Below are 20092 nucleotides of genomic sequence, written 5' to 3'. Positions count from 1 at the left end.
TCGTTCTTCGTTGAATTCGTTTTTTTAGACGGCTGACAAGCCGCCCTCTCAGGATTTCAGCGGTCCGCCAAACCCGGGGGTCGGCAGCCTCATGCCGCCCGCGGCCGATGCCACCGTCGTGGCGCCCTTGCCCGCGACTCCAGCGACGCCCGGCAACGCACCCTGCAGCGCCCCGGACGCGGCATTCGCGGCCGGCGCAGCCAGCGCCGCAAGCCCACCCTGACGTGCGGCCTGCACCATCCCGGCCACCTGCTTCGCGGCACCGTTCAGGCTGGAGGCCGTCTGCAACGCCGACGCGACGCCCGCTCCGCCGAGCGCACTCGCGGCAGCGGGCAATGCGGAACTCGCGAGCCCGCCGAGCGCAGCGCCCGCGCTGCCGCCGCTGGCGAGCCCCATCGCCGCCGTGGTTGCCGCAGGCGCCACTCCCTGCAACTGGCTCGCAAGCTGACCGCTCGCCGCTGCCTGCGCGGCTTCCGGCGACGGCTCGACCGGCTCGGCCGGCCACTTCGCCTGCTTGAAGTAATTCGCCGGCTGATCCGACTCGCGCGGGTCCTTCCCGAACTCGACGCGCACCGCGCCCGGCGGCAAACCGCTCACGACCGTATAGCCGCTGCCGTCGAGCGCGCCTTTCTTCAGCACGGCGCCGTTCACGTCTTTCACCGTGAACAACCCACCCTTCACGGCCTCGCCGTTCACGTACTTGTGAAACAGCTCGAGCTGCCCCGGCTGATCCGGACGCGGGCTCGGCAGCGGATAGCCCATGCTCGCCGGCCCCGCGAACGTATGCGACGCGCCCTTCACATCCACCGCGCCCGGCGTATGAATCTCGATGTTGCCGCCCTGGATGCGGATATACCCGCCGCCGCTGGTCAACAGAATCCCCTGATCGGCCGCGATCTCGATCCTATCGGTTGCGGACACTACCTTCACCGCCTTCTGAGCGGTCACCTCGACGTTATCCGACTGCGCCTGGATCTCGACCTTGCCCTTGCCCGCGAACAGCTTCATCCCCGCGTTCTGCACGAACAGGCTCAGCTTCTGCCCGATACTGCCGATCAGCGACTTGCCCGCCGCGACATGCACGCTCTGTCCGCTCGCGACGTTCACGTGATCGTTCGCGACCATGTGCAGCGACTGTTGCGTCGACATCCCGATCCCGGACGGGCTGCCGAACAGCATCACCGGCTCCTTGAATGCGTTCGCGTTGCCCGTGCCGCCGCCTGCCGTGCGCCCGCCCGACGTGCTGCCCGATACGTTGTTCTGCGTTGCGTCGGTGAACGCGCGCATCGTGTCTTGCGCGTCCTTCATGCTCTCGGCCTGATGCTGCTCGCTCACGCCCGACATCGCCTCGACCAGGCTCTCGCCCGTCACGAGCTGCTGCTGCGCTTCCTTCACGTCGAGCGGCTGGCTGTTCGGCGCCTTCGGATGGGTGGTGACGTACATGCCCTGGCTCGCCCGCACCGCGCCATACGCATCCGATCGCAGGTCGAACCCGCTGCCGAGATATGACCCGCGCGAATTGCCGTTCTGGTCGATGATGTAGCCCAGATGCAGCAGGCTGTTCGCGCTGCTGCTCATCAACTGCACGCGGTTCTGTCCGGTCGCGTCGTCCATCACGAGCTGGTTGTAGCCGCCGCCCGAATACTCTTTCGACCGATATCCGGACAGAATCCCGTCGCTATGCCACTGCGGCTGGTTCGCGCCGTTGTACACGCGTCCGACTGCGAGCGGCCGGTCGCAATCGCCGCCGACATAGTCGATCAGTACTTCCTCGCCGATGCGCGGCACATGTACGCCGCCGTAGCCGCCACCGGTATCCGACTGCACCACGCGCACCCAGCACGACGCGTTCTCGTTGCCCGGGTTCAGACGGTCCCACACGAACTGCACGCGGATCCGGTTCAACTCATCGGTATAGACTTCCTCGCCCTGCGGCCCCACGACGATCGCCGTCTCGAGATGCATCTGCGGCTTTTCGTGTTCGAACGGGCTGCGATACGGCACGCTGACGCGCTGCGCTTCGACTTCGACGAGGTAGAAGCCGACCGAGCCGTCATCGTGCGGCACGCGAAACGCGGGATCGGCGCCGTAGCCATCCTGCGCCTGCGTCAACGCTTCGCGCAGGCTGTATGGAAAGTCCGCGCTGCTGCTTGCCACGGGCAAGTTGTTCTCGATCCACCATTCGACGCCGATCGTCGCGAACTCGCGCTGATCTGCCGGATCGCGATCGTGCTCGGGATGATCCGACAGCACGAAGCGCCGGCCGGCATCGATCGCGCGCACGCCGCCCGCGCCATGGAAGCGCTTCGCCTGCGACTCCCATTCCTCCATCCGGATCTTCGTCAGATGGTCGCCGCGCGACTGGTCCAGATACGTGTACGCCCCGGTGTACTCATAGACTTCGAGCTGATCGGGCAATTCGCCTTGACCACCCATCGTCGGCAGCGTCGTGCCCTTCGGGTTCGACGGTTGCGATGGATTCTTGTAGTCGAACGTGCGTGTCGTCCGCGTCACGCTCTGCAGCGTGCGCGTGCCCGACCATTGCGTGAACGCGTCGGCTTCGCTCGCCGCGCCGCCGCGATAGAAGCGCACCATCTCCGGCGACAGCGGCACGAACGCCTGCAGGTCGTCGGTGATCACGAGCGTATGGGACTTGCCGTCGTCGGCCTGCTGCCATGTGCTGTAGAGGCCCTCGCTCTCCATCAACCGGTGCACGAAATGCCAGTCGGTGTCGTGCTGACGCGTGTATGACCGGCTCGGCAGCGACTTCGACAGCGCGAACCGAAAATGCCCCTGCGCCTGCGGATGCTGATTCAGCACATCGCTGATGATCTGGTCGACGCTCGTGTCGTTCCAGACGCGCTGGTCGCGACGAAACTTCAGGAAATGGGTGAAATCGGCGAACGTGAGCTGATAGGTCGTGAGCCCGCCGTCGGCGCCGAGGCGGCGCGCGGTATGGACGTAGCCGTTGACCGGCCGGTAGCTGCGATCGCCCTGCTGGAGCCACAACGTGACGGGCTGCGCGATCAGTTTTTTGAGTTCCAGATCGCCATCGACGGAAAGCACGTCGAGCGTGAATTCGTATGCGCGCCCGATGCGCGCACGGCCGACCGCGCGCTGCACGGTCAGCGCGTTGGCCCCCAATGGCGTATCGAGCTTCAGCAGCCGGTCCTGCTGAAGCAACCCGCCGCGCAATGCGGCAATCGTGTTCTGCATGTTCATGGCAACGGCCTTTTCTTCTTGTGACGCGCCCTCGGATGGCGCGCTATGCGATTTCGCACGCGCGATTTTACAGACAAATTACGGCACGCAAGGCAAAATGCCCCTGATTTAAAAGCGCATTTCTAAACACATCAGATGCGGCGCCGTCATGCATTGCCACCGCCCCCCCGCTGAAATCCATTGCAATCAGGGCCAATTCGACTTCCGGCGCGCGCCGGTTGCGAGTAGTGTCTACGTGCCCGCATTCCGGCCCAGCCCGGGCACGCTCGATGCCCGGCGCATAATTACCACACTGAACACTGGAGATCTGCGATGAAACGTTCGAAGTTTCTGCTGACGGGCCTGCTGCTCGCGTCGGCCCTCGGTTTCACGGCCGTCGCCGCGCACGCGGAAGATCTGCTCGACACGGTGAAGAAAACCGGCGTGCTGCGCGTCGGGCTCGAAGGCACGTATCCGCCGTTCAACTCGCGCGGCACCTCGGGTCAGCTCGAGGGTTTCGATGTCGACGTCGCGAATGCGGTCGCCAGCAAGCTCGGCGTGAAGACACAGTTCATCCCGACCGAATGGAGCGGGATCATCGCGGGGCTGCAGGCCGGCAAGTTCGACGTGATCGTCAACCAGGTCACCATTACGCCGCAGCGCAAGGAAGTGCTCGACTTCAGCCAGCCGTACACGTACTCGGCCGCGCAACTGATCCAGCGCAAGGACGACACGCGCAACTTCAAGTCGCTCGAGGATTTCAAGGGCAAGAAGCTCGGCGTGACGCTCGGCACCAACTACGACCAGATGGCGCGCAGCGTGCCGGGCATCGAGGTGCAGACGTACCCGGGCGCGCCGGAAAAGCTGCGCGACCTCGCCGCGGGCCGGATCGAGGCGACGCTCGACGACCGCCTGATGCTGCCGTACATGATCAAGACGTCGAACCTGCCGCTGCGCTCCGGCGCGGTGCTGAACGGTGGCAAGCAGGAGATGGCGATCCCGTTCCGCAAGGGCAATCCGAAGTTCGAGAAGGCGATCAACGATGCGCTGGAATCGCTGCGCAAGGAAGGCACGTTGAAGAAGATCTCGATGCACTGGTTCGGCAGCGACGTGACGGTGCCGCTCGCGCAGTAAGCGGTTCGCCGCGCTTTCATCGCGTCACGTCCTTCGCCGCGGCGAAGGCGTGACGCTCTTCTGCGGTTCTGTTCGTTTCCTCTCAAGCGGCTTCGTCGAAGCGCGCGAGCAGCAACTGTCCGATCGGTGTCAGCGCCGGGCGTGCAGCCACCGCATTCACGCGTACCTGCGTATCGTCAACGAGCCGCTTTTCGACGAGCACGGCGAAAGCCGGGTTCGACGGGTCGACGCTGTCCGGCGCGCGAGCAATGCGCAGCAGCATCGAGAATTCATGTGGACTCAGCATGGTCCGTGTCTCCTGATCGTCCGCGATCCAACTCAATCGGCGTCGATCGTGTTTTCGAATGGAATGGCGCGGTGCATGGTCGATGCGCTGCCGGGAGCGAGATCCCGGTTGGCCGCTTGCGCGACGCGGGCACGGCGTCGCGTGCGGGGTGCGCACGCCCGGATCGCGACGATGGTGCCGCGACGGGAATGTGCAACGTTATGGGTGCAGCGTGACGCGGGCGTGACAGGGGAAGGGGCGTAGTGAGGCGTGCTGGCTGGCGGAAATGCAGCGCGCGGGCGGCGCGCCCGTCGGCGCGACGTGGCAGATGGAGGTGGGATTGCGCCGAAACGAAAAAAGGGGTTACGGAAAATTCCGTAACCCCTTTTCGGATTTGGTGCCGGCTGCAGGACTCGAACCCGCCACCTGATGATTACAAAGCACTCGAAAATGTCAACCATTGCAAGGACTTAGCGCAATTCCGCGTTTCCAAAACGGGCCGTTCTATCTGCCTCTTTGCCTTGTCTGGCAAGGTTCCACTGCTGATTGGAAACGCGGTCGGAGAGTGCGTCCCGTCAGTCCTGACAGGGGAAGCGGGGTATAGCGGCATGCTAGATTCCTCGCTGTTTTTCCTCTGGGGATTGGGCATGAGTTCAGCATTCATCCGCGAAGGTGACGCAACCGACCACGGCGGCCGCGTACTCGCCTGCATGTCGACCAATGTCGTCTTCGGCAAGCCGCTCGCGCTGGAGGGCGACATGGTGTCGTGTCCGAAGTGCGGCGGGGTCTATCCGATTGTTGGCGTCAGGGTTCGCAGCATGACGTTCGGTGGCCGGGCGGTGGCCACCCAGGGCGACAAGACAGCCTGCGGTGCAACGCTGCTCGCGTCACAGGGCCAGGCGACGGTGGAACCGACGTCCGGCGCGGGCGGCTCGGTCGGCGCTGGTAAGAGCGTTCTGGCGCAGAACGTCGCGCAGGATGACGGTGCGTATCGTGGACGTTTCCAGCTCGTCGACGACAAGACCCGCGCGCCGATCGCGAATCATCCGTACACGGTGACATCCGCGGACGGCCAGACGATCCAAGGCACGACTGATGCCAGCGGCCACACGGATTGGCTCAGCAGCCATCAGGCGTCGTCTCTGTCGTTCCAGCAACCAGGGAGCAGTGAATGAGCGGTGGCTACTCCCCGGGCTCGTCCGCCGGGGGCATGAGCCAGGGCGGCCAGACAACCCAAGTCGGAGTAAGCGCGGCCAAGCTCTCGCCGAAAGACCGCAAGGTTCTGTGCCACACGTTCTGCGAGTGCCGACGCATCGGCGTCGCGACGAAAGCCGGGACCATCCAGCGGCAGCGGTGCGTTGAGATGCGGCTCGGGCTGCCGAACGAAGTATCGAAGATGCAGACGGGCGTCCCGACTGAATACCGCCCGGAACAGCCGTACGATATGACGACGGATCCGCCTGAGCCGATCATGGACCATGCCGACCCGCTCGAGCCCAATACTGGGATTCGCGGATGGATCAAGGACGTGTGGCCGAGCAAGGGCAAGAAGTACGAGAAAGGCGACGTCCGGCGGCCAGACGTCGTCATCGTGAACGACCCGTCACAGCCGCCGGTGCAGTCGAACATCAAGACGGTCGTGGAGATGAAGTTTCCCGGGGATGCGTATGGCCCCGACCAGGAGGACGACTACATCGAAATTGCCGGCGGCCCTTCCAAGTTCGTCCACCTCGGCGCGGCTGATTGCGGATGCGGAGACGACAACGGACAGAAGGAAACTTCGCGCTCGAGGCAAACCGCTTCACAATCTGACCTGGACGAACTGTTCGGGACCGGCACGAGTGCGCCGGGAGCTCCACCGCTCCAGCCCATGCCTCTGCCGCCGCTCCCCGCTTTGTAATCTGCCGCCATGACAAACGACGAAATCGCAGCCTGGGCAAAGGATCCGCGCCGTGCGGACACGATGCCTTTCGGCCTGTACGAACCCGCGCACCGCAAGGGAATCACGGGTGCCGCCCTGGTCGTGCGGGGGGTGCTGTACTTCCGCAACGGGTTCGCCCCCGACGTGCGCCAGGCACTGGTGCGCTGCTTCAAGCAATACAACGCGGCGATCGAGGAATATCACCACGCGCTCGAGGCGGCCGCTGGCGAACCGGCGTCGAAATCGGGTCCGCTGCGCTGGTTGTACGCCGAAGGCGAAGAGCCGGCCCAATACGACAAGGCCCCAGGATTCGAGAGCATCGCGGCGCGCGTGCCCGCCGACGAAACGCTCGCGGTCGCGATGACCAGCGCCGAGCACAAGCTCGCCGCCGGGTTCTACGAATTTACCGTGTTCGCGCTGAGCGAAGGGAAAGCAGCGCGCAAGCGCGGTCTCGACGGCCTGGCCTTCACGGTGCCGCGCGCGTTTCTCGTCCAGCGGCCGGGCGTATTCGAAACGCTGTTCAATGCGTTCGCCAAGGATCTACCGACCGTCCACGGGCACGGCGGCCTGGCCGTGAACGTGCCCCCGATGGGGCGGCGGCCGAACGAAGCCAGCGAGTATTTCTACGCGCGTCGCTTCGGGCCTGGCATCGACGTCGGCGATCCGATGCGATCGACTGTCCGCAAGCTCTACACGAAGATCAAGACCGTCGACTGGCTGAACGCGCTCGACGGGGATCTCGTTCGCGCGGCTGGCGGCGCATCGTCGCTCATGCTTCCGCCTGACTGGTTCTCCCGCCAGCCATTCGGTGACGGCGGCCTACTGATCAAGGCCGGCGTCGCGCCGGAGTCCGGCGTGTCCAACGGACCCGGAATCCCCGTCTCGCCGCCGGCCGCGTACGTCATTCTGAATCGCGCGCTGAAGCCGATCATTGCGAATTCGGTCGAGACCCTGCAGGACGGGACGCTCGATAGCACTGCGCCGCTGCTCAATACGGTCGTCGCGACCGAAGGGTGGCTGCGGCGCTTCAATGTGTCGGACGAGCAGCTCAATGCCTACTGGGCCGAGTTGCATAAAACGCGCAAACTCAACAATGAACGCGCATAGCCTTGTAGGCGCGAGCGTTCGTTCGCCAAACACTGCCTTCGGCAGCTTTACCGTCGCACAACATTTCCTTTTAAATCAAAGATTTACGGAAATATTAGAACTGCAAAAGCCCCGCCCGTTGAAGCTGCAATTTTGCTGCATCGCCCTCGGATGAGCGAGTGAAGGTGACGGAACGACCTTGACGTCACCAAGTACAACGGACATGGGATGTGGCAGTATGCCGCGTAAGATGTCGCTTGCCATCGCCCGTTCCTGATAAGCTTCCACCAAAGCCAATTTTTCGATACTTACTAGACCGCTTCGATGGGCATCATCTACCAGAATCCCTCTCTCGTGGAAGTGATATGCGAGGTCCAATGGGAGCTAACTTCCTTGGTCATGCCGGCCGGCGCGGCCGTCGACCCCTTCTTTGATGTCATTCGAGCAGATTTGACTCCGCGCATGTTGGCTGCTGGATTCGCAAACGTGCAAGAATTGGTGCCGCCCCAAGTGCCCAAGCAGTTGCTCGCGTGGCAACCCATATTGCGCTTCGCTCCGTCCGCGGAAGTTTGGCCTAAAGCCCAGCTCGGACCTGGCGTATTCACGGTCAATATGTCAGGTCAAACCTATACCGGATGGCCAGACTTCGAACCTACCGTTGTGTCGGCGGTCGACGCACTGCTTCAATCCTTCCCTAATCCGGAGCGATTTTTAAAGATCAAGTCGCTTCAGCTCAAGTATCTTAACTCCTTCACCGCGAAGCATAATTTCCGAAATTATGCGCAATTCTCGTCGGAATATTTGGGCCTGAAGTCGGTTCTACCGGACGGTTTTGTCGATAAACTCCGTGCCACAGCGACGGAAATTTCGACTACATCGCAAACAAAATTGCCGATTCCCAGCCCAAATGGGTCGCATTTGTTGATTCAGGTGGCCGAGGGTCAGGCAAATCAGGTGAATGGTTGTATTGTTCAGTTGTCGATCGAAAAAAGCGGGAACACCGCAGTAAACGAGATAGCCGATTGGTTCCACGCCGCAAACCTCGCGGCACGCGTGGCGTTTCAATCTCTCGTTACCCCACAGTTGAACGAACTGTTGCGCCCGGAGGAAAGGAAATGACTGCCATTACACTTGATCTCGGTTTTTCAAATCGCCCTAATAATCCGTGGCTGCGATCGACAGCCGCCAGCTTTGCGTTTGAGGAATTTCCAGAAATCCAAATAGAGGATAGCAAATGGATTGGATTTGCTTACAGCCCTGGAATTAAAAAATTATTCAGCGCAGCAACCATTCCGACTAGTGGTGACAATTCCTTTACTGAATCGAGCGGGGAAATCATCGCGGATGTACCACTTGTAGACCGATCCAAAGAAAAGTTACTTCTCGGGCGGCAAATCTTGGGATTCCTCGATCTAGACGGGTTAGATGACGAGGACTCAACCGAACTTCTCACGGTGGCCGTCCCTGAAGCGCTCGTTTTCATTGAGGAGCTTCCCGGCGATATTCCTTTACCCAACGCCACGATTGGTCTCGATGGAATCATCACTCTCGAATGGGTCGATGGTTCAAAGAAGGCGGCCGCAATGTTTGAGGGCGACGATAGCTATGGCTATGCGTATTTCAAGAATGGACGATACGTTCCTGGCACGCAAACAGCAGTCGCCGGGAGTGGAATGCCGGATGATTTGAAAGGTTACCTCACTGTTTGAGCATTTCAGCGATGTCGGATTCCAATAACGAACAACGATTGAACAATTTTAATGTTTCGCCGGGGAAGATCACCGACAAAGAAGACATATTGCTTGCAGTTGTAGAGCCGTACAACTGGGAATCCGGAACATTTAATCGACAAGCATTTCAAAAAAAAAATTTACTGGCGCGCAAGCAGTCTGTTGCGCGCCAATGCTACTCCTCGCCTCGACGCCTAAAAATGTTTGTGTTTGATTTCTTGTTGCGGAAATCTGGTCGCGTGGAAGTAGGGGCCCATCGATTCAACAGCCGCGGTCTGCGCGATGTGCTTTCCAACGGTGGCCCGAAAGAATTCGTACTGCTCGATGCACCGCTTCCCATAAATGGAAAGATTGATTTCGCGCATGCCCATTTCGGATTCAGCGATGAAGTAATTGCGGGCGGAAATAACGCGCAAACCGCTGCAGTTATGAATTTACGGGATTTCCTTGAAAAGCATGGGAAATTAAAGAAGGTCCGAGCTCAATTCCCCCCGGCGCCATTTCTTTACCTCCGGCCATCTGAATTGCGTCTCATGAGGCATCGCTTTCGAATTTGGGCGAATGGCGAAGGTAGGAAATTCCTAGCCGCTAAAGATGGCCCGACAGAGACACCCGCTCCTGCGCCACATTCGGCAGCAAAGTAGTGACCTGCATAACCAAGGCGCATAAAACTGCATAGAAGAATCGGCCCGCCGACCGCCGCGCGGCCCCCGCCAGGCGGCCCCGAGCGCCGGGCGCATGAGTGCATAAAAACCGTTCGTTTTTGCGGGCAGGTGGGGCGGGGTCACAACTGCGCGCGCCGGGTCTTGATCGTCATCCCAAGGGCAGGGTCCGGCCCTTGGGACGGCGCCTCCGGCGCGTCACGCGGCCCGCCACGGCCCTGCGGCGGGCTCGCCCGACTCTTGGGGGGCATCCAGGCGGCAGCCACTCTGAGGCGCCCTAGTCCGCCCCGACCTTGCATGATCGACAGACGCAAAAAAGCCGCCGGCACCGAAGTGCCCGGCGGCTTTTTGCTTTGCCTGGTGTGCGCTCGGGCGTCAGCCCTTCGGCATCTCGAAGTCTCTGAACCGCACGACCTCGGTCCCGATCCAGTCGTTCAGCTCCCGGAGCCGCGCCTTCAGCGGCTCGATCTCGAGGCCATTGAATACCCCGGCCGCCTTCTCCACGTCACCGAACCCTCCCGCGTTCGACGGGATGATCCCCATCAGTTGCGGCGGCACGCGGTGCGCGGCGAGCTGATCCTCGACCGTCACCTTCTTGATGTTCCAGAACTCGTCCTTCGCCGCAACCTCGCCGATCGGCAGGAGCTGGATGCCGTCCTTCTTCCCTTTCGGCGCGTACATGAACAGGTTCCGGAAATTGCCCGGCCCCTTCGCGTTCTTCAGCGCCGAGCGCAGGTTATCGACATCCTCCTGCTTCTCGGCCGCGTCGGTCATGTACAGGATGAAGCCGGCGTGGCTCCCGTTCTTGTAGTAGCGCCGGCGAAACAGCGTCGCGCTTTCGTTCAGCCAGGTCGAGTTCAACGCCGACAGGTATTCGGGTAGCCCGTAGATCTCCTGGTTCAGGTCGGGCTCGTAGAGGTGATAGACCGAGCCCTTCGGGAACTCGTACGGCTCCCGCACGTTCGTGACGAACCAGTATTGACCTGGCTCGACGCCGACCCGCGTGTACTTCGCGAGCGACGACTTCAGCGCCATCGGTGCGCCGAGCCGGTTCATGCGCAACTCGAGGTAACTGTTGGCGAAGACCAGGTACTCGAGCACGTACCGGCTGAAGTCCGCGCGCGGTAGCAGCGGATGCTCGATGTACGACTGCACGAGAATGTTGCGCTTTACGTAGATGGCCGAGCTGTGGTGTGGCGCGGCTCGAAACGAGCGCGCGAGGCCGTCCAGGGGCAGCGGCGGCTCGTACCAGTTCCCCATCCGCATGCATTCAACATACTCGAGCAGTTCGCGCCGATCCATTACCTCGATCGGATCGCCAAACGAGAACACCTCCGTGCGCGGCGTCGGCGCCGGCGTGGATTCGGCGGCCTGCTCGGCACGGCCATGCGTGCGGCGCCCGGCGCCGCGTCGAATCTTGCGTGACATCAGAAAAGCTCCATAAATCCGGTATTGGTGCTCGTCGCGCCCTCGAGCGGCTCGTTCGCGAGCGCGTGCATACACGCCCAGGCCAGGTCGCCGTGGCTCGCCTCTTCGGATCGGCTCGCCTTGTACGTGACCTGCAGCCCGCTGGGCGTGATCGTTTTCTTGATCGCCATGAACGCGGCGGCGAGATCCTTCCAGCCCGTGTCGAACTCGAGCCGGCCTTTGCGGATCACGTTCTGCGCCTTCATCACGAGCGCGGTCTTGATCTCGACCGAGTAGTGGAACGGCGTCGCGGCCGGGAAAAACTTCGTGACGAGCTGATAGACGCCCTGCCCGATCCCGGTCGTGTCGATGCCGATGTAGGTCACGCGGTAGCGCCTCGTCAACGCCTCGATCTGCGCGGCCTGCGCTTCGAAGTCGAGGCCGTGCCACTGGAACCGCTCGAGCACGCGGAATTTCCCCCCGGGATACTTCGGCGGCGCCAGCACGACGCAGCCCGCGCTGTCTCCCGTGTGCGACGGGTCGTAACCAATCCACACCTCTTCGTCGCCAAACGGGCGCAGGTACAGCGGCTTGAAGTCGTCCCACACCTCCCATGTGTCGACCATGCACGTCTGCAACGTCGCGAGCGGGAAGACCGACAGCGAATCGTCGATGAACTGGCACAGCAGCAAGTTCGCGTATTCGTCGGCGCTGTATTCGAGCTTCAACCGTTCGAGGTCAAACAGGTTGCAACCGCCGCGCACGGCATCCTCGACGGTCACGATCTGTCGGTACTGGCCGTCAGCGCATGCGCGGCCGGCCGCGAGCGCCGCGTTCGAGATATCGATCGTCACGCGCTGATCTTTCGGCCGACCGCGGTTGAACAGCGCACCGGACCAGAACGGGTACGCGTCGTGCGCGAGGCTCGACGGCGTCGAGAAATACGTCTGGCGCCACTGCGAATGAATCGCCATGCCGGACGCAACCTTGCGCAGGTCCTGGAAGCGCGGCACCCAGAAGTACTCGTCGAAATACAGATTGCCGTGATAGCTCTGGGCCGTGCGCGCATTGGTGCCGAGGAAGTACAACGTCGCGCCGTTCGGCAGCACCATCGGATCGCCTTTCAGCTCGACGCCGACCGCGTCCTTCGCGAACTGGACGATGTACTGGCGGAACACGTGCGCCTGCGCCTTACTGGCCGACAGGAAGATCTGATTGCGGCCCGTGTTCAGCGCATCGAGCAGCGCTTCGCGCGCGAAGTACCAGGTCGCCCCGATCTGCCGGCTCTTCAGGATGTTGCGAATCCGCTCTTTGAAGCCTGCCCGATACCAGGTGCGCTGATAGTCGAAGATCGATTCGAGAAACGCGTCGTTCAACTTCTCGATCTGCTCTTCGCTGAATGCGTTGCGGTCGTCTGAGCTGCGTGATCGGCGCGTGCCGCCACTGCCTCCGGGTTCGCTCACCTTTGCATCGTTCGCTGGTCGCGATCGCAACCGGTCGAGCTGACGCGTCAGCAGGTCGATCTCCTTGAAGTCGCGCCCTTCCTTCGCCTCCTTCGTGACGAGCTTTATGAGCTGCGCCTCGATCGTCATGTTGACGCGATCGACCGGCTCGGTCTCGTCCCATCCATCGCGCTTTTTCCAGCTATAGAGCGTGGCCACCTTCACGCCGAGCAGCTCGGCGATACGCGCGATGCGATACCCCTGCCAGTACAGGTCGCGTGCGCGTCGGCGCGGATCAACGTCGGATGAATCAATGGGAAGTGCAGTCATGCAGCAAGGCTACCGACGCGCGCGCGTAGGCCCTACTTCATACGGTTGTATCGGTTGTGCGCACAACCATCACGCATTGCGACTCCGGTTCGAACTGCCGAAACTGGAATCCCTGAACACAGCCCCCTCTCAGCGGATTCGCACATGGCACAGGACGCAAAGAAGACGAAGTTTTTCCGGATCGCGACCGAAGGCGCGACGACGGACGGCCGCACGATCGATCGCGCGATGCTCGAACAGATGGCGAGCAGCTACGACCCGAAAACGTACGGCGCACGCATCAACATGGAACACATTCGCGGCTACACCCCGGATAGCACGTTCCGCGCGTATGGCGACGTGATCGCGCTCAAGGCAGAAGAGCAGGACGGAAAGATGCGTCTGCTCGCGCAACTGTCGCCGACCAAAGACCTGGTCGCGCTGACCACCGAGCAGCGGCAGAAGGTCTACACGTCGATGGAAGTCGATCCCGATTTCGCCGGCACGGGAGAGGCGTACCTGGTCGGTCTCGCCGTCACCGACAACCCGGCAAGCCTCGGCACGGAAATGTTGCAGTTCAGTGCGAAGCACAAAGCGTACGACGCACGGAAGCAGCGCCCGGAAAACCTCTTCAGCGCCGCCATCGAAGCCGACATCGAGATCGAAGACGAGGATGCCCCCCCGCGTACCGCCGATGCCGGCAAGTCGCTGTTCTCGAAGGTACGCGGCCTGCTGAACCGCAAGGAAGCCACCGACGACCAGCGCTTTTCCGACCTGTCGCAATCGGTCGTCGCGCTCGCGGAAAGCCAGAGCCAGATGCTGGAGCAGCTCGAGAAATTCAACACGAACGTTGACGAGCTGAAGCGCGCGCAGAAGGACGGCGAGAAGCGACACAGCGAGCTGGTCCAGAAACTGTCGCGCACCGACAGCAGCACGCAACAGCGACCGACGTCGACGGGCAGCGACAACGGGGCGCAGACCGACTGCTAACCCGCCCTCATCCCTATTCCCAGAGACAAAGAACCCATGCTGAACACTACCCGCGAGCAGTACAACCGGTTCCTGGCCCGCATCCAGGAACTCAACGGCATCAGCGATGCCACGAAGAAATTTTCGGTGGCGCCGAGCGTGCAGCAAACGCTCGAAACCAAGATTCAGCAATCGAGCGCATTCCTTGGCCTGATCAACATTATCGGCGTCGAGGAAATGGAAGGCGAGAAGATCGGTCTCGGCGTATCCGGCCCGATCGCGAGCCGGACGGACACGACCAAACGCGAGCGACAGACGCGCGATGTGTCGGCGCTCGACAACCAGAAATACCGCTGCGAGCAGACGAACTACGACTCCCATTCCCGTTACCAGCAGCTCGACGCGTGGGCAAAATTCCCCGATTTCCAGGCGCGTCTGCGCGACTCCATCATCATTCGCCAGGCACTCGATCGCATCATGATTGGCTGGAACGGCGAGAAGGTCGCGGCCGACACCGATCTCGCTGCGAATCCGCTGCTGCAGGACGTGAACATCGGCTGGCTGCAGCAGTACCGCAACAACGCGAAACAGCGCGTGTTCTCGGGCGTGAAGATCGGCAAAGGCGAAGAATTCAAGAATCTGGACGCCGTCGTTTCGCTCGCGCGCAACGAGTTCCTCGACCCGTGGTACACCGAGGACCCGAAACTCGTCGTGATCTGCGGCCGCGAGCTGCTCCAGGACAAGTATTTCCCGCTCATCAACCAGGCGCAGCCGTCGACCGAAACGCTGGCAACCGACATCGTTGTGTCGCAGAAGCGCATCGGCAACCTGCCGGCCGTCAGCGTTCCGTTCTTCCCGGCTCATGCGCTGATGATCACGCGCCTGGACAACCTGTCGATCTACTGGCAAACCGGAGCTCGCCGGCGTTCGCTCGTGGACAAGCCGGAACGCGATCGCATCGAGAACTATGAAAGCTCGAACGATGCGTACGTGATTGAGCAGTACGGCGCCGGCTGCGTGGTCGAGGACATCCAGCTCGTCGACGCTGCCCCGGCCGCTCCGCAAGGTGGCGCATGACGAACCCTTTCCGCCAACACTTCCAGCGGACCGTCGCGGCCACGGCCGCGCGCGGCACGCCGACGAGTGCCGGCGGGCTGCGCGACGACTCGGCGTACACGCTGATGCTCGCGCAGCTCGACGAACACCGCCGCGCGCTGAAGGCCGTCGAGTCGCTCGAGCGCAAGGCCGACCTGAAGCGGCAGTTTCTTCCCGCATACGACGCGTGGGTCGCGGGCGTACTCGACGGCGCGGCCGGCGCCCAGGACGACGTGCTGATGACGATCATGGTCTGGCGGGTCGACGTCGGCGACTACCAGGGCGCGCTCGAGATCGGTGCGTATGCCCTGCAGCACGCTCTCCCGCTGCCCGACCAGTACAAACGCAGCACGCCGTGTCTGCTCGTCGAGGAATTCGCCGAGGCCGCGCTGCGCGCCCATCGCGCCGGCGATGCAATCCAGGTCGAGCCGCTCGTCGAGATCGAGCAGCTCACGGCAACGGCCGACATGCCCGACGAAGTTCGCGCGAAGCTGCACAAGGCGATCGGCTACGGCCTCTCCGCTTCCGATCCGGCGCGTGCCCTCGACCATCTACGCCGCGCGCTGCAGCTCTTCGCGAACGTGGGTGTGAAGAAGGATATCGAGCGGCTCGAGCGCGAGCTGAAGAATTCCGCCAACGGGGGCCAGTCCGGCCCCGGTGGCTGACACCGAGCGTACCCCGCGCACCAGGCGGCACGGGGCCGTAGCCGGCACTGTCCGCGCGAAAGCCCCGTCCACCGCCTCTACCGATCAACCTGACGAACCCGACCATGTCCTTTGTCTCGACCCCGCCGCTGCCGCGTGCGCCGGCGGATGCGGAACCCGCCAAGCCGATCAAGAACGACCCGTTCTATCCGGATGTGTCGCTCGAGCATGCGCGCGACACGATGCGCCTCGACGGGTCGATCACCGACGCCCGTCTGCGGCACGAGCTCCTCGCCGCGATCGCCGAGGTAAACGACGAGTTGCGCAGCGCACGCGCGGCTTGGCGCGATGCCGGCATCACCTGCCTGGCCGACGCGCCGGCCGACCAGCTCGACGGCGAAAGCGTACGGCTGCAGCACTACCGGCGCGCGGTGTATTGCCTGGCGAAGGCGACGCTCATCGAGCGGTACCGCGACTACGACACGACAGGCGATGGCGCACGCCGCGCAGACGAGCTGGAGCCCCAGGGCGACGAGCTGCGCCGCGATGTCCGCTGGGCCATCAGCGACATCATCGGGCGCTCTCGCGTGACGGTGGAGCTGATCTGATGGAGGTGCGGGCGCTCCAGGGGGAAACCATCGACGCGCTTTGCTGGCGCGTGCTCGGCCGCACGCGCGGCGTCGTCGAAGCGGTGCTCGACCTCAACCGGGACCTGGCGCAGTACGGCCCGATCCTGCCTCACGGGCTGCTCGTTGAGCTGCCCGACGAAGTACCGCAAGCGGCGCAATCCGGCGCCGAGCGGCTCCAGTTATGGGACTGAGAATGGCTGAACCTATTTCCACGTCGTCCGCGACGGTCGCGGCGCTTGGCGTCGCCACGCTGTCGCTGTTTCCCGGCGTCGACGCCAACGTCGTCATGGGCGCGTTCGCCGGCTCGCTGCTGTTCGTGATGACGGCCGCCGACCCGTCGATTCCGAAGCGCATCGCGTTCTTCGTGATCTCGTTCGTCGCCGGGTGCCTCACGGCCGAGCTATTCGCCGCCGCGCTCGACGCGGTGCTGCCGGCCCGCGTTGAGGTGCACGCCGGCATCGGCGCGCTGATCGCATCCGCGCTCGTCGTGAAACTGCTGCTGTGGCTGATCGCCCAGGCCGACGCGCCCGATCGGCTGCTGAACGTGTTCAAGGGGAGGGAAAAGTGATGCTCACAACCGTCTACGTGATGCTGTGCGCGGCGCTCGCGCTGCGCCTCGTGACCTTCCGCCGTGGCACGAGCACACACCGGCCGCTCGCGGCATGCCTGGCGTACACGATCGCGGTCGCCGCCGGCGCCGCGCCGATCCGCGCCGCGTTTGGCATGCTGCCGCCGGCGAATCTCGCCGACACGGTGCTGGTCGGCGTCCTGTGCCTCGCCGTGTACGGCGTTCGCGGCAACGTCGTCGAGCTGTTCCACCGTGGCAACCCGCGCGACTCCGTGATCGCGCGCGTGCTGCAATTCAAGGTATGGGGGCGCCATGTATAAAACGCTTCGCCTCGGCGACCGCGGCGCCGACGTCAGCTACCTGCAGCGCCAGCTCATCGCAGCCGGCGCGCGCATCGACGCCGACGCAATCTACGGCAACGCAACCCGCAACGCCGTGGTGGCGTTCCAGGCCACGCACGGGCTGGTCGCAGACGGCATCGTCGGCCCGAAGACGTGGTCGACACTCTCGGCCGGCCGGCGCGATCCGCGCCACCTCACCGACGCCGACCTGCAGCGCGCGGCTGATCGGCTGCAGGTCGATATCGCGGCCGTGCGTGCCGTCAACGAGGTGGAATCGAAAGGCGCCGGGTTCCTGCCTGACGGGCGGCCCGTGATCCTGTACGAGCGGCACATCATGTACCGCCAGCTCGCGGCGGCCGGCCTGGACGCGGACGCGCTGGCGGCGAAATATCCGGCCCTGATCAACCAGAAACGCGGCGGCTACGCCGGCGACGCTGCAGAATACGCGCGTCTCGCGAGCGCATCGCAGATTTCAGCCGCGTGCGCGCTCGAGGCGACGAGCTGGGGCGCGTTTCAAATCATGGGCTTCCACTGGAAGGCGCTCGGCTACCCGGACGTGTTCGCATATGTCGAGGCGATGAAGGTCAGCGAGGCCGAGCAGCTCGAGGCATTCGTACGCTTCGTCCTGGCTGACAAGGTAATGCTCGCCGCGTTGCGCGGTAAGAAGTGGGCGAAGTTCGCCGAGCTGTACAACGGCAACGCTTACGCAGAGCACCTTTACGACGTGAAGCTCGAACGGGCCTTTGATCGCTACAGCCGGGCGGCCGCGTGACGACTGGCGCCCGTATCTTCGTCGCCGGCGCGATCGCGCTCGCCATAGCTGCGGTCGTCATCGCAATCCAGCATGCGCGCCTGGTCGACGCCGGCCGGCGCGTCGACAATCTCGCGCGCGACGTGCGCGATCGGACGGCCGAGCGCGACGCGGCACGCCGCGACGTGATGGTCGTCACGCAGTACGTCGACCGTGTCCAGGTCGTCCGCGAGAAGGGCGACACCATCATCAAGGAGGTTCCCGTCTATGTGGATCGCGAAGCGGATCGCGCCTGCGTTGTTCCTGTTGGGTTTGTGCGCGTGCACGACGGCGCCGCCGCCAACGTGCCGGTGGGCGATCCCGGAAGCGCTGATGCGGCCCCCTCGGGCATTGCGCTCTCTGCCGTCGCCACAACCGTCGCCGGCAACTACACCACCTGTCACGAAAACGCCGAGCAACTGATCGCGCTGCAAGCTCGCGTGCGCGATGGTGAGGAACCCGCGCCATGAACAAACCCAACAGCCTGCGCGCCGCGCTGACAGCCGCCCTGCCCGAGTTCGCGCGCGATCCCGACCGGCTGCACATCTTCATCGAACACGGGTCCATTGCCGTCACCGCCGCGAAATCGCTGTCGTTCGAATATGCGTACACGCTCGACATCGTCGTGACCGACTACGCCGGCCATTCGGATCACCTGATGGTGCCGATCATCGCCTGGCTGAAGATCCACCAGCCCGAGCTGCTGCTCAACCGCGACCTCTGTCGCGACGGATTCAAGTTCCAGGCCGAGCTGCTCGACAACGGCAAATCGGACGTCGAGATCCTGCTGAAGCTGACCGAGCGCGTCGGCGTGGTCGAGCAGCCGGGCGGCTACGAGATTCGCCACTTCGGCGAGCCGCCGATCGCGGGGGCCTGATGGTCGATCGACTGTCCCGCGCCGAGGATTGGGCGACCGGCCTGCTCGGTCAGCTCACGTCCGCGCAGCGCGCGGTGCTGGCGAAAGGGCTGGCCATCGAGCTGCGCCGGCGCCATTCGCGACGCATCGCCGAAGCCCGCAACCCCGACGGTAGCCGGTACGCACCGCGCAAGCCGCAGGCCCGACGAAAGAAGGGCCGCATCCGGCGTGCGATGTTCGCGAAGCTGCGAACCGCGCGCTTCCTCAAAACCGCGTCGACCGCTGACGCGTCGGTCCTCCATTTCACACGCCAGGTCGAGCGCATCGCGCGCGTGCACCAGGAGGGCCTGCGCGATCGCGTCGAGCGCAACGGCCCGGTCGTCCAATATCCGGTGCGCGAGCTGCTCGGCCTGGCCGATGCGGACGTCGACCGGATCGCCGACGTCGTGCTCGATTTCCTGTCGGGGTAGGCGCGAAGCTCGTGGTCCATGGAAAGGACGTCTCTTGCTCTGAGGTTGCGGGATTGTCAGAATGAACGCTCCACAACAAGGAGACCAACATGTCGGTGATCGAACCGTCCACAGTGATGAAAACGACCGAGGGCCTGTCGAAAGCCAAGCAGGTGAGCAGCGTAATGGGGAATTTCCTGGCGTCCGTTCACATGCTCATGAATCGGCCTGATTACGCGTCGCAAGGCACATCAGCCACAGGAGCAGAATCTATCGGGCGCAGAGTTGAATTGCGAACGCCTTACGGCGACGTGATCGTCTCGGGAGGTCATGGCCGACTCGGGAGCGACATCGTAGGAATTGTGACGTTTACGGAAATTCGCTTAGGACATGACGGTAAGGTGTCCAGCGACGATATCCTGAAGATCGTGCTCAATGAGAACTGGCACATCATCAGGATCGACGGCAACCCGCAGATTTATAATTTCGGACCAAATGCGCGCAGCAACGATGTGATTGAAGAAATCGTGTTGCTCATGCTCTGGAAGCTTCGGTGTAACCTCCCAGAAGTCAAATAAACCGACGCGCGCGCTC

The 20092-nt window shown here is 63.1% G+C and carries 23 protein-coding genes; 19 read left to right on the top strand and 4 right to left on the bottom strand.

From position 1 onward, the window contains the following. Nucleotides 1–48: 48 nt before the first annotated feature. Complete coding sequence (locus tag SB786_RS30790) at nucleotides 49–3222, bottom strand: type VI secretion system Vgr family protein (RefSeq protein WP_410730754.1); 3174 nt, start codon at nucleotides 3220–3222, stop codon at nucleotides 49–51. 312 nt (nucleotides 3223–3534) lie between these two features. On the opposite strand from SB786_RS30790, the gene SB786_RS30785 reads away from it, so the two are divergent. Further along, nucleotides 3535–4335: a cystine ABC transporter substrate-binding protein gene (locus SB786_RS30785; protein ID WP_410730753.1), complete on the top strand. Its 801-nt coding sequence runs from the start codon at nucleotides 3535–3537 to the stop codon at nucleotides 4333–4335. Between the two features lie 82 nt (nucleotides 4336–4417). Here SB786_RS30785 and SB786_RS30780 read toward each other — a convergent pair whose 3' ends face one another. Beyond that, nucleotides 4418–4621: a hypothetical protein gene (locus SB786_RS30780; RefSeq protein WP_006757125.1), complete on the bottom strand. Its 204-nt coding sequence runs from the start codon at nucleotides 4619–4621 to the stop codon at nucleotides 4418–4420. Between the two features lie 626 nt (nucleotides 4622–5247). Here SB786_RS30780 and SB786_RS30775 point away from each other — a divergent pair. From SB786_RS30775 to SB786_RS30750, 6 genes are all read left to right on the top strand, one after another. After that, the gene (locus SB786_RS30775) at nucleotides 5248–5775 is read left to right on the top strand and encodes a PAAR domain-containing protein (protein WP_410730752.1); all 528 of its coding nucleotides are present in this window, start codon (nucleotides 5248–5250) and stop codon (nucleotides 5773–5775) included. Beyond that, nucleotides 5772–6500, top strand: coding sequence for a VRR-NUC domain-containing protein (locus SB786_RS30770; protein WP_410730751.1), 729 nt, complete (start codon nucleotides 5772–5774; stop codon nucleotides 6498–6500). Before SB786_RS30775 ends, SB786_RS30770 begins: the two co-directional genes overlap by 4 nt. A 9-nt stretch (nucleotides 6501–6509) precedes the next feature. Beyond that, on the top strand, nucleotides 6510–7628 hold the full coding sequence (locus SB786_RS30765; protein ID WP_410730749.1) for a DUF3396 domain-containing protein: 1119 nt from the start codon (nucleotides 6510–6512) through the stop codon (nucleotides 7626–7628). 303 nt (nucleotides 7629–7931) lie between these two features. Next, entirely contained in the window at nucleotides 7932–8726 is a 795-nt protein-coding gene (locus SB786_RS30760; RefSeq protein ID WP_410730748.1) for a TIGR04255 family protein, read from the top strand. Then, nucleotides 8723–9316: a hypothetical protein gene (locus SB786_RS30755; protein ID WP_410730747.1), complete on the top strand. Its 594-nt coding sequence runs from the start codon at nucleotides 8723–8725 to the stop codon at nucleotides 9314–9316. Before SB786_RS30760 ends, SB786_RS30755 begins: the two co-directional genes overlap by 4 nt. Nucleotides 9317–9327: 11 nt before the next feature. Continuing rightward, on the top strand, nucleotides 9328–9981 hold the full coding sequence (locus tag SB786_RS30750; protein WP_410730745.1) for a hypothetical protein: 654 nt from the start codon (nucleotides 9328–9330) through the stop codon (nucleotides 9979–9981). A 393-nt stretch (nucleotides 9982–10374) separates the two neighbouring features. On the opposite strand, the gene SB786_RS30745 is transcribed toward SB786_RS30750, so the two are convergent. Further along, a complete protein-coding gene (locus SB786_RS30745; protein ID WP_410730744.1) occupies nucleotides 10375–11427 on the bottom strand; it encodes a phage portal protein in 1053 nt (350 codons plus the stop codon). Next, nucleotides 11427–13178: a terminase ATPase subunit family protein gene (locus tag SB786_RS30740; RefSeq protein ID WP_410730743.1), complete on the bottom strand. Its 1752-nt coding sequence runs from the start codon at nucleotides 13176–13178 to the stop codon at nucleotides 11427–11429. Before SB786_RS30740 ends, SB786_RS30745 begins: the two co-directional genes overlap by 1 nt. A gap of 144 nt (nucleotides 13179–13322) precedes the next feature. Between SB786_RS30740 and SB786_RS30735 the strand changes: the two genes are divergently transcribed. From SB786_RS30735 to SB786_RS30680, 12 genes are all read left to right on the top strand, one after another. Next, nucleotides 13323–14147, top strand: coding sequence for a GPO family capsid scaffolding protein (locus SB786_RS30735; RefSeq protein ID WP_410730742.1), 825 nt, complete (start codon nucleotides 13323–13325; stop codon nucleotides 14145–14147). A gap of 36 nt (nucleotides 14148–14183) precedes the next feature. Then, entirely contained in the window at nucleotides 14184–15203 is a 1020-nt protein-coding gene (locus tag SB786_RS30730) for a phage major capsid protein, P2 family (protein WP_410730741.1), read from the top strand. Beyond that, nucleotides 15200–15886, top strand: a complete 687-nt coding sequence (locus SB786_RS30725) for a terminase endonuclease subunit (protein ID WP_410730740.1) — start codon at nucleotides 15200–15202, stop codon at nucleotides 15884–15886. The genes SB786_RS30730 and SB786_RS30725 overlap by 4 nt, the downstream gene beginning before the upstream one ends. Nucleotides 15887–15990: 104 nt before the next feature. Next, nucleotides 15991–16473 (top strand): head completion/stabilization protein, encoded by a 483-nt coding sequence (locus tag SB786_RS30720; RefSeq protein WP_410730739.1) that lies wholly within the window; start codon nucleotides 15991–15993, stop codon nucleotides 16471–16473. Beyond that, nucleotides 16473–16685 carry a tail protein X gene (locus tag SB786_RS30715; RefSeq protein WP_012327677.1) on the top strand — a complete coding sequence of 71 codons (213 nt, stop codon included), beginning with the start codon at nucleotides 16473–16475 and terminating at the stop codon, nucleotides 16683–16685. Before SB786_RS30720 ends, SB786_RS30715 begins: the two co-directional genes overlap by 1 nt. Before the next feature lie 2 nt (nucleotides 16686–16687). Continuing rightward, on the top strand, nucleotides 16688–17062 hold the full coding sequence (locus SB786_RS30710; RefSeq protein WP_012327676.1) for a putative holin: 375 nt from the start codon (nucleotides 16688–16690) through the stop codon (nucleotides 17060–17062). Beyond that, nucleotides 17062–17382 carry a phage holin family protein gene (locus tag SB786_RS30705; protein ID WP_410730772.1) on the top strand — a complete coding sequence of 107 codons (321 nt, stop codon included), beginning with the start codon at nucleotides 17062–17064 and terminating at the stop codon, nucleotides 17380–17382. Before SB786_RS30710 ends, SB786_RS30705 begins: the two co-directional genes overlap by 1 nt. Next, nucleotides 17375–18175, top strand: coding sequence for an N-acetylmuramidase domain-containing protein (locus SB786_RS30700; RefSeq protein WP_410730738.1), 801 nt, complete (start codon nucleotides 17375–17377; stop codon nucleotides 18173–18175). Before SB786_RS30705 ends, SB786_RS30700 begins: the two co-directional genes overlap by 8 nt. Continuing rightward, entirely contained in the window at nucleotides 18172–18663 is a 492-nt protein-coding gene (locus SB786_RS30695) for a hypothetical protein (protein ID WP_410730737.1), read from the top strand. The genes SB786_RS30700 and SB786_RS30695 overlap by 4 nt, the downstream gene beginning before the upstream one ends. Further along, the gene (locus SB786_RS30690; RefSeq protein WP_410730736.1) at nucleotides 18660–19070 is read left to right on the top strand and encodes a phage tail protein; all 411 of its coding nucleotides are present in this window, start codon (nucleotides 18660–18662) and stop codon (nucleotides 19068–19070) included. The genes SB786_RS30695 and SB786_RS30690 overlap by 4 nt, the downstream gene beginning before the upstream one ends. Next, nucleotides 19070–19519 (top strand): phage virion morphogenesis protein, encoded by a 450-nt coding sequence (locus SB786_RS30685; RefSeq protein WP_410730735.1) that lies wholly within the window; start codon nucleotides 19070–19072, stop codon nucleotides 19517–19519. Before SB786_RS30690 ends, SB786_RS30685 begins: the two co-directional genes overlap by 1 nt. 89 nt (nucleotides 19520–19608) lie before the next feature. Continuing rightward, complete coding sequence (locus SB786_RS30680) at nucleotides 19609–20076, top strand: hypothetical protein (RefSeq protein ID WP_410730734.1); 468 nt, start codon at nucleotides 19609–19611, stop codon at nucleotides 20074–20076. Nucleotides 20077–20092 lie beyond the last annotated feature (16 nt).

It is taken from the genome of Burkholderia sp. SIMBA_062, from assembly GCF_046534765.1.
Taxonomy (GTDB): domain Bacteria; phylum Pseudomonadota; class Gammaproteobacteria; order Burkholderiales; family Burkholderiaceae; genus Burkholderia; species Burkholderia ambifaria.
This window is presented reverse-complemented; position numbering and strand designations above follow the sequence as displayed.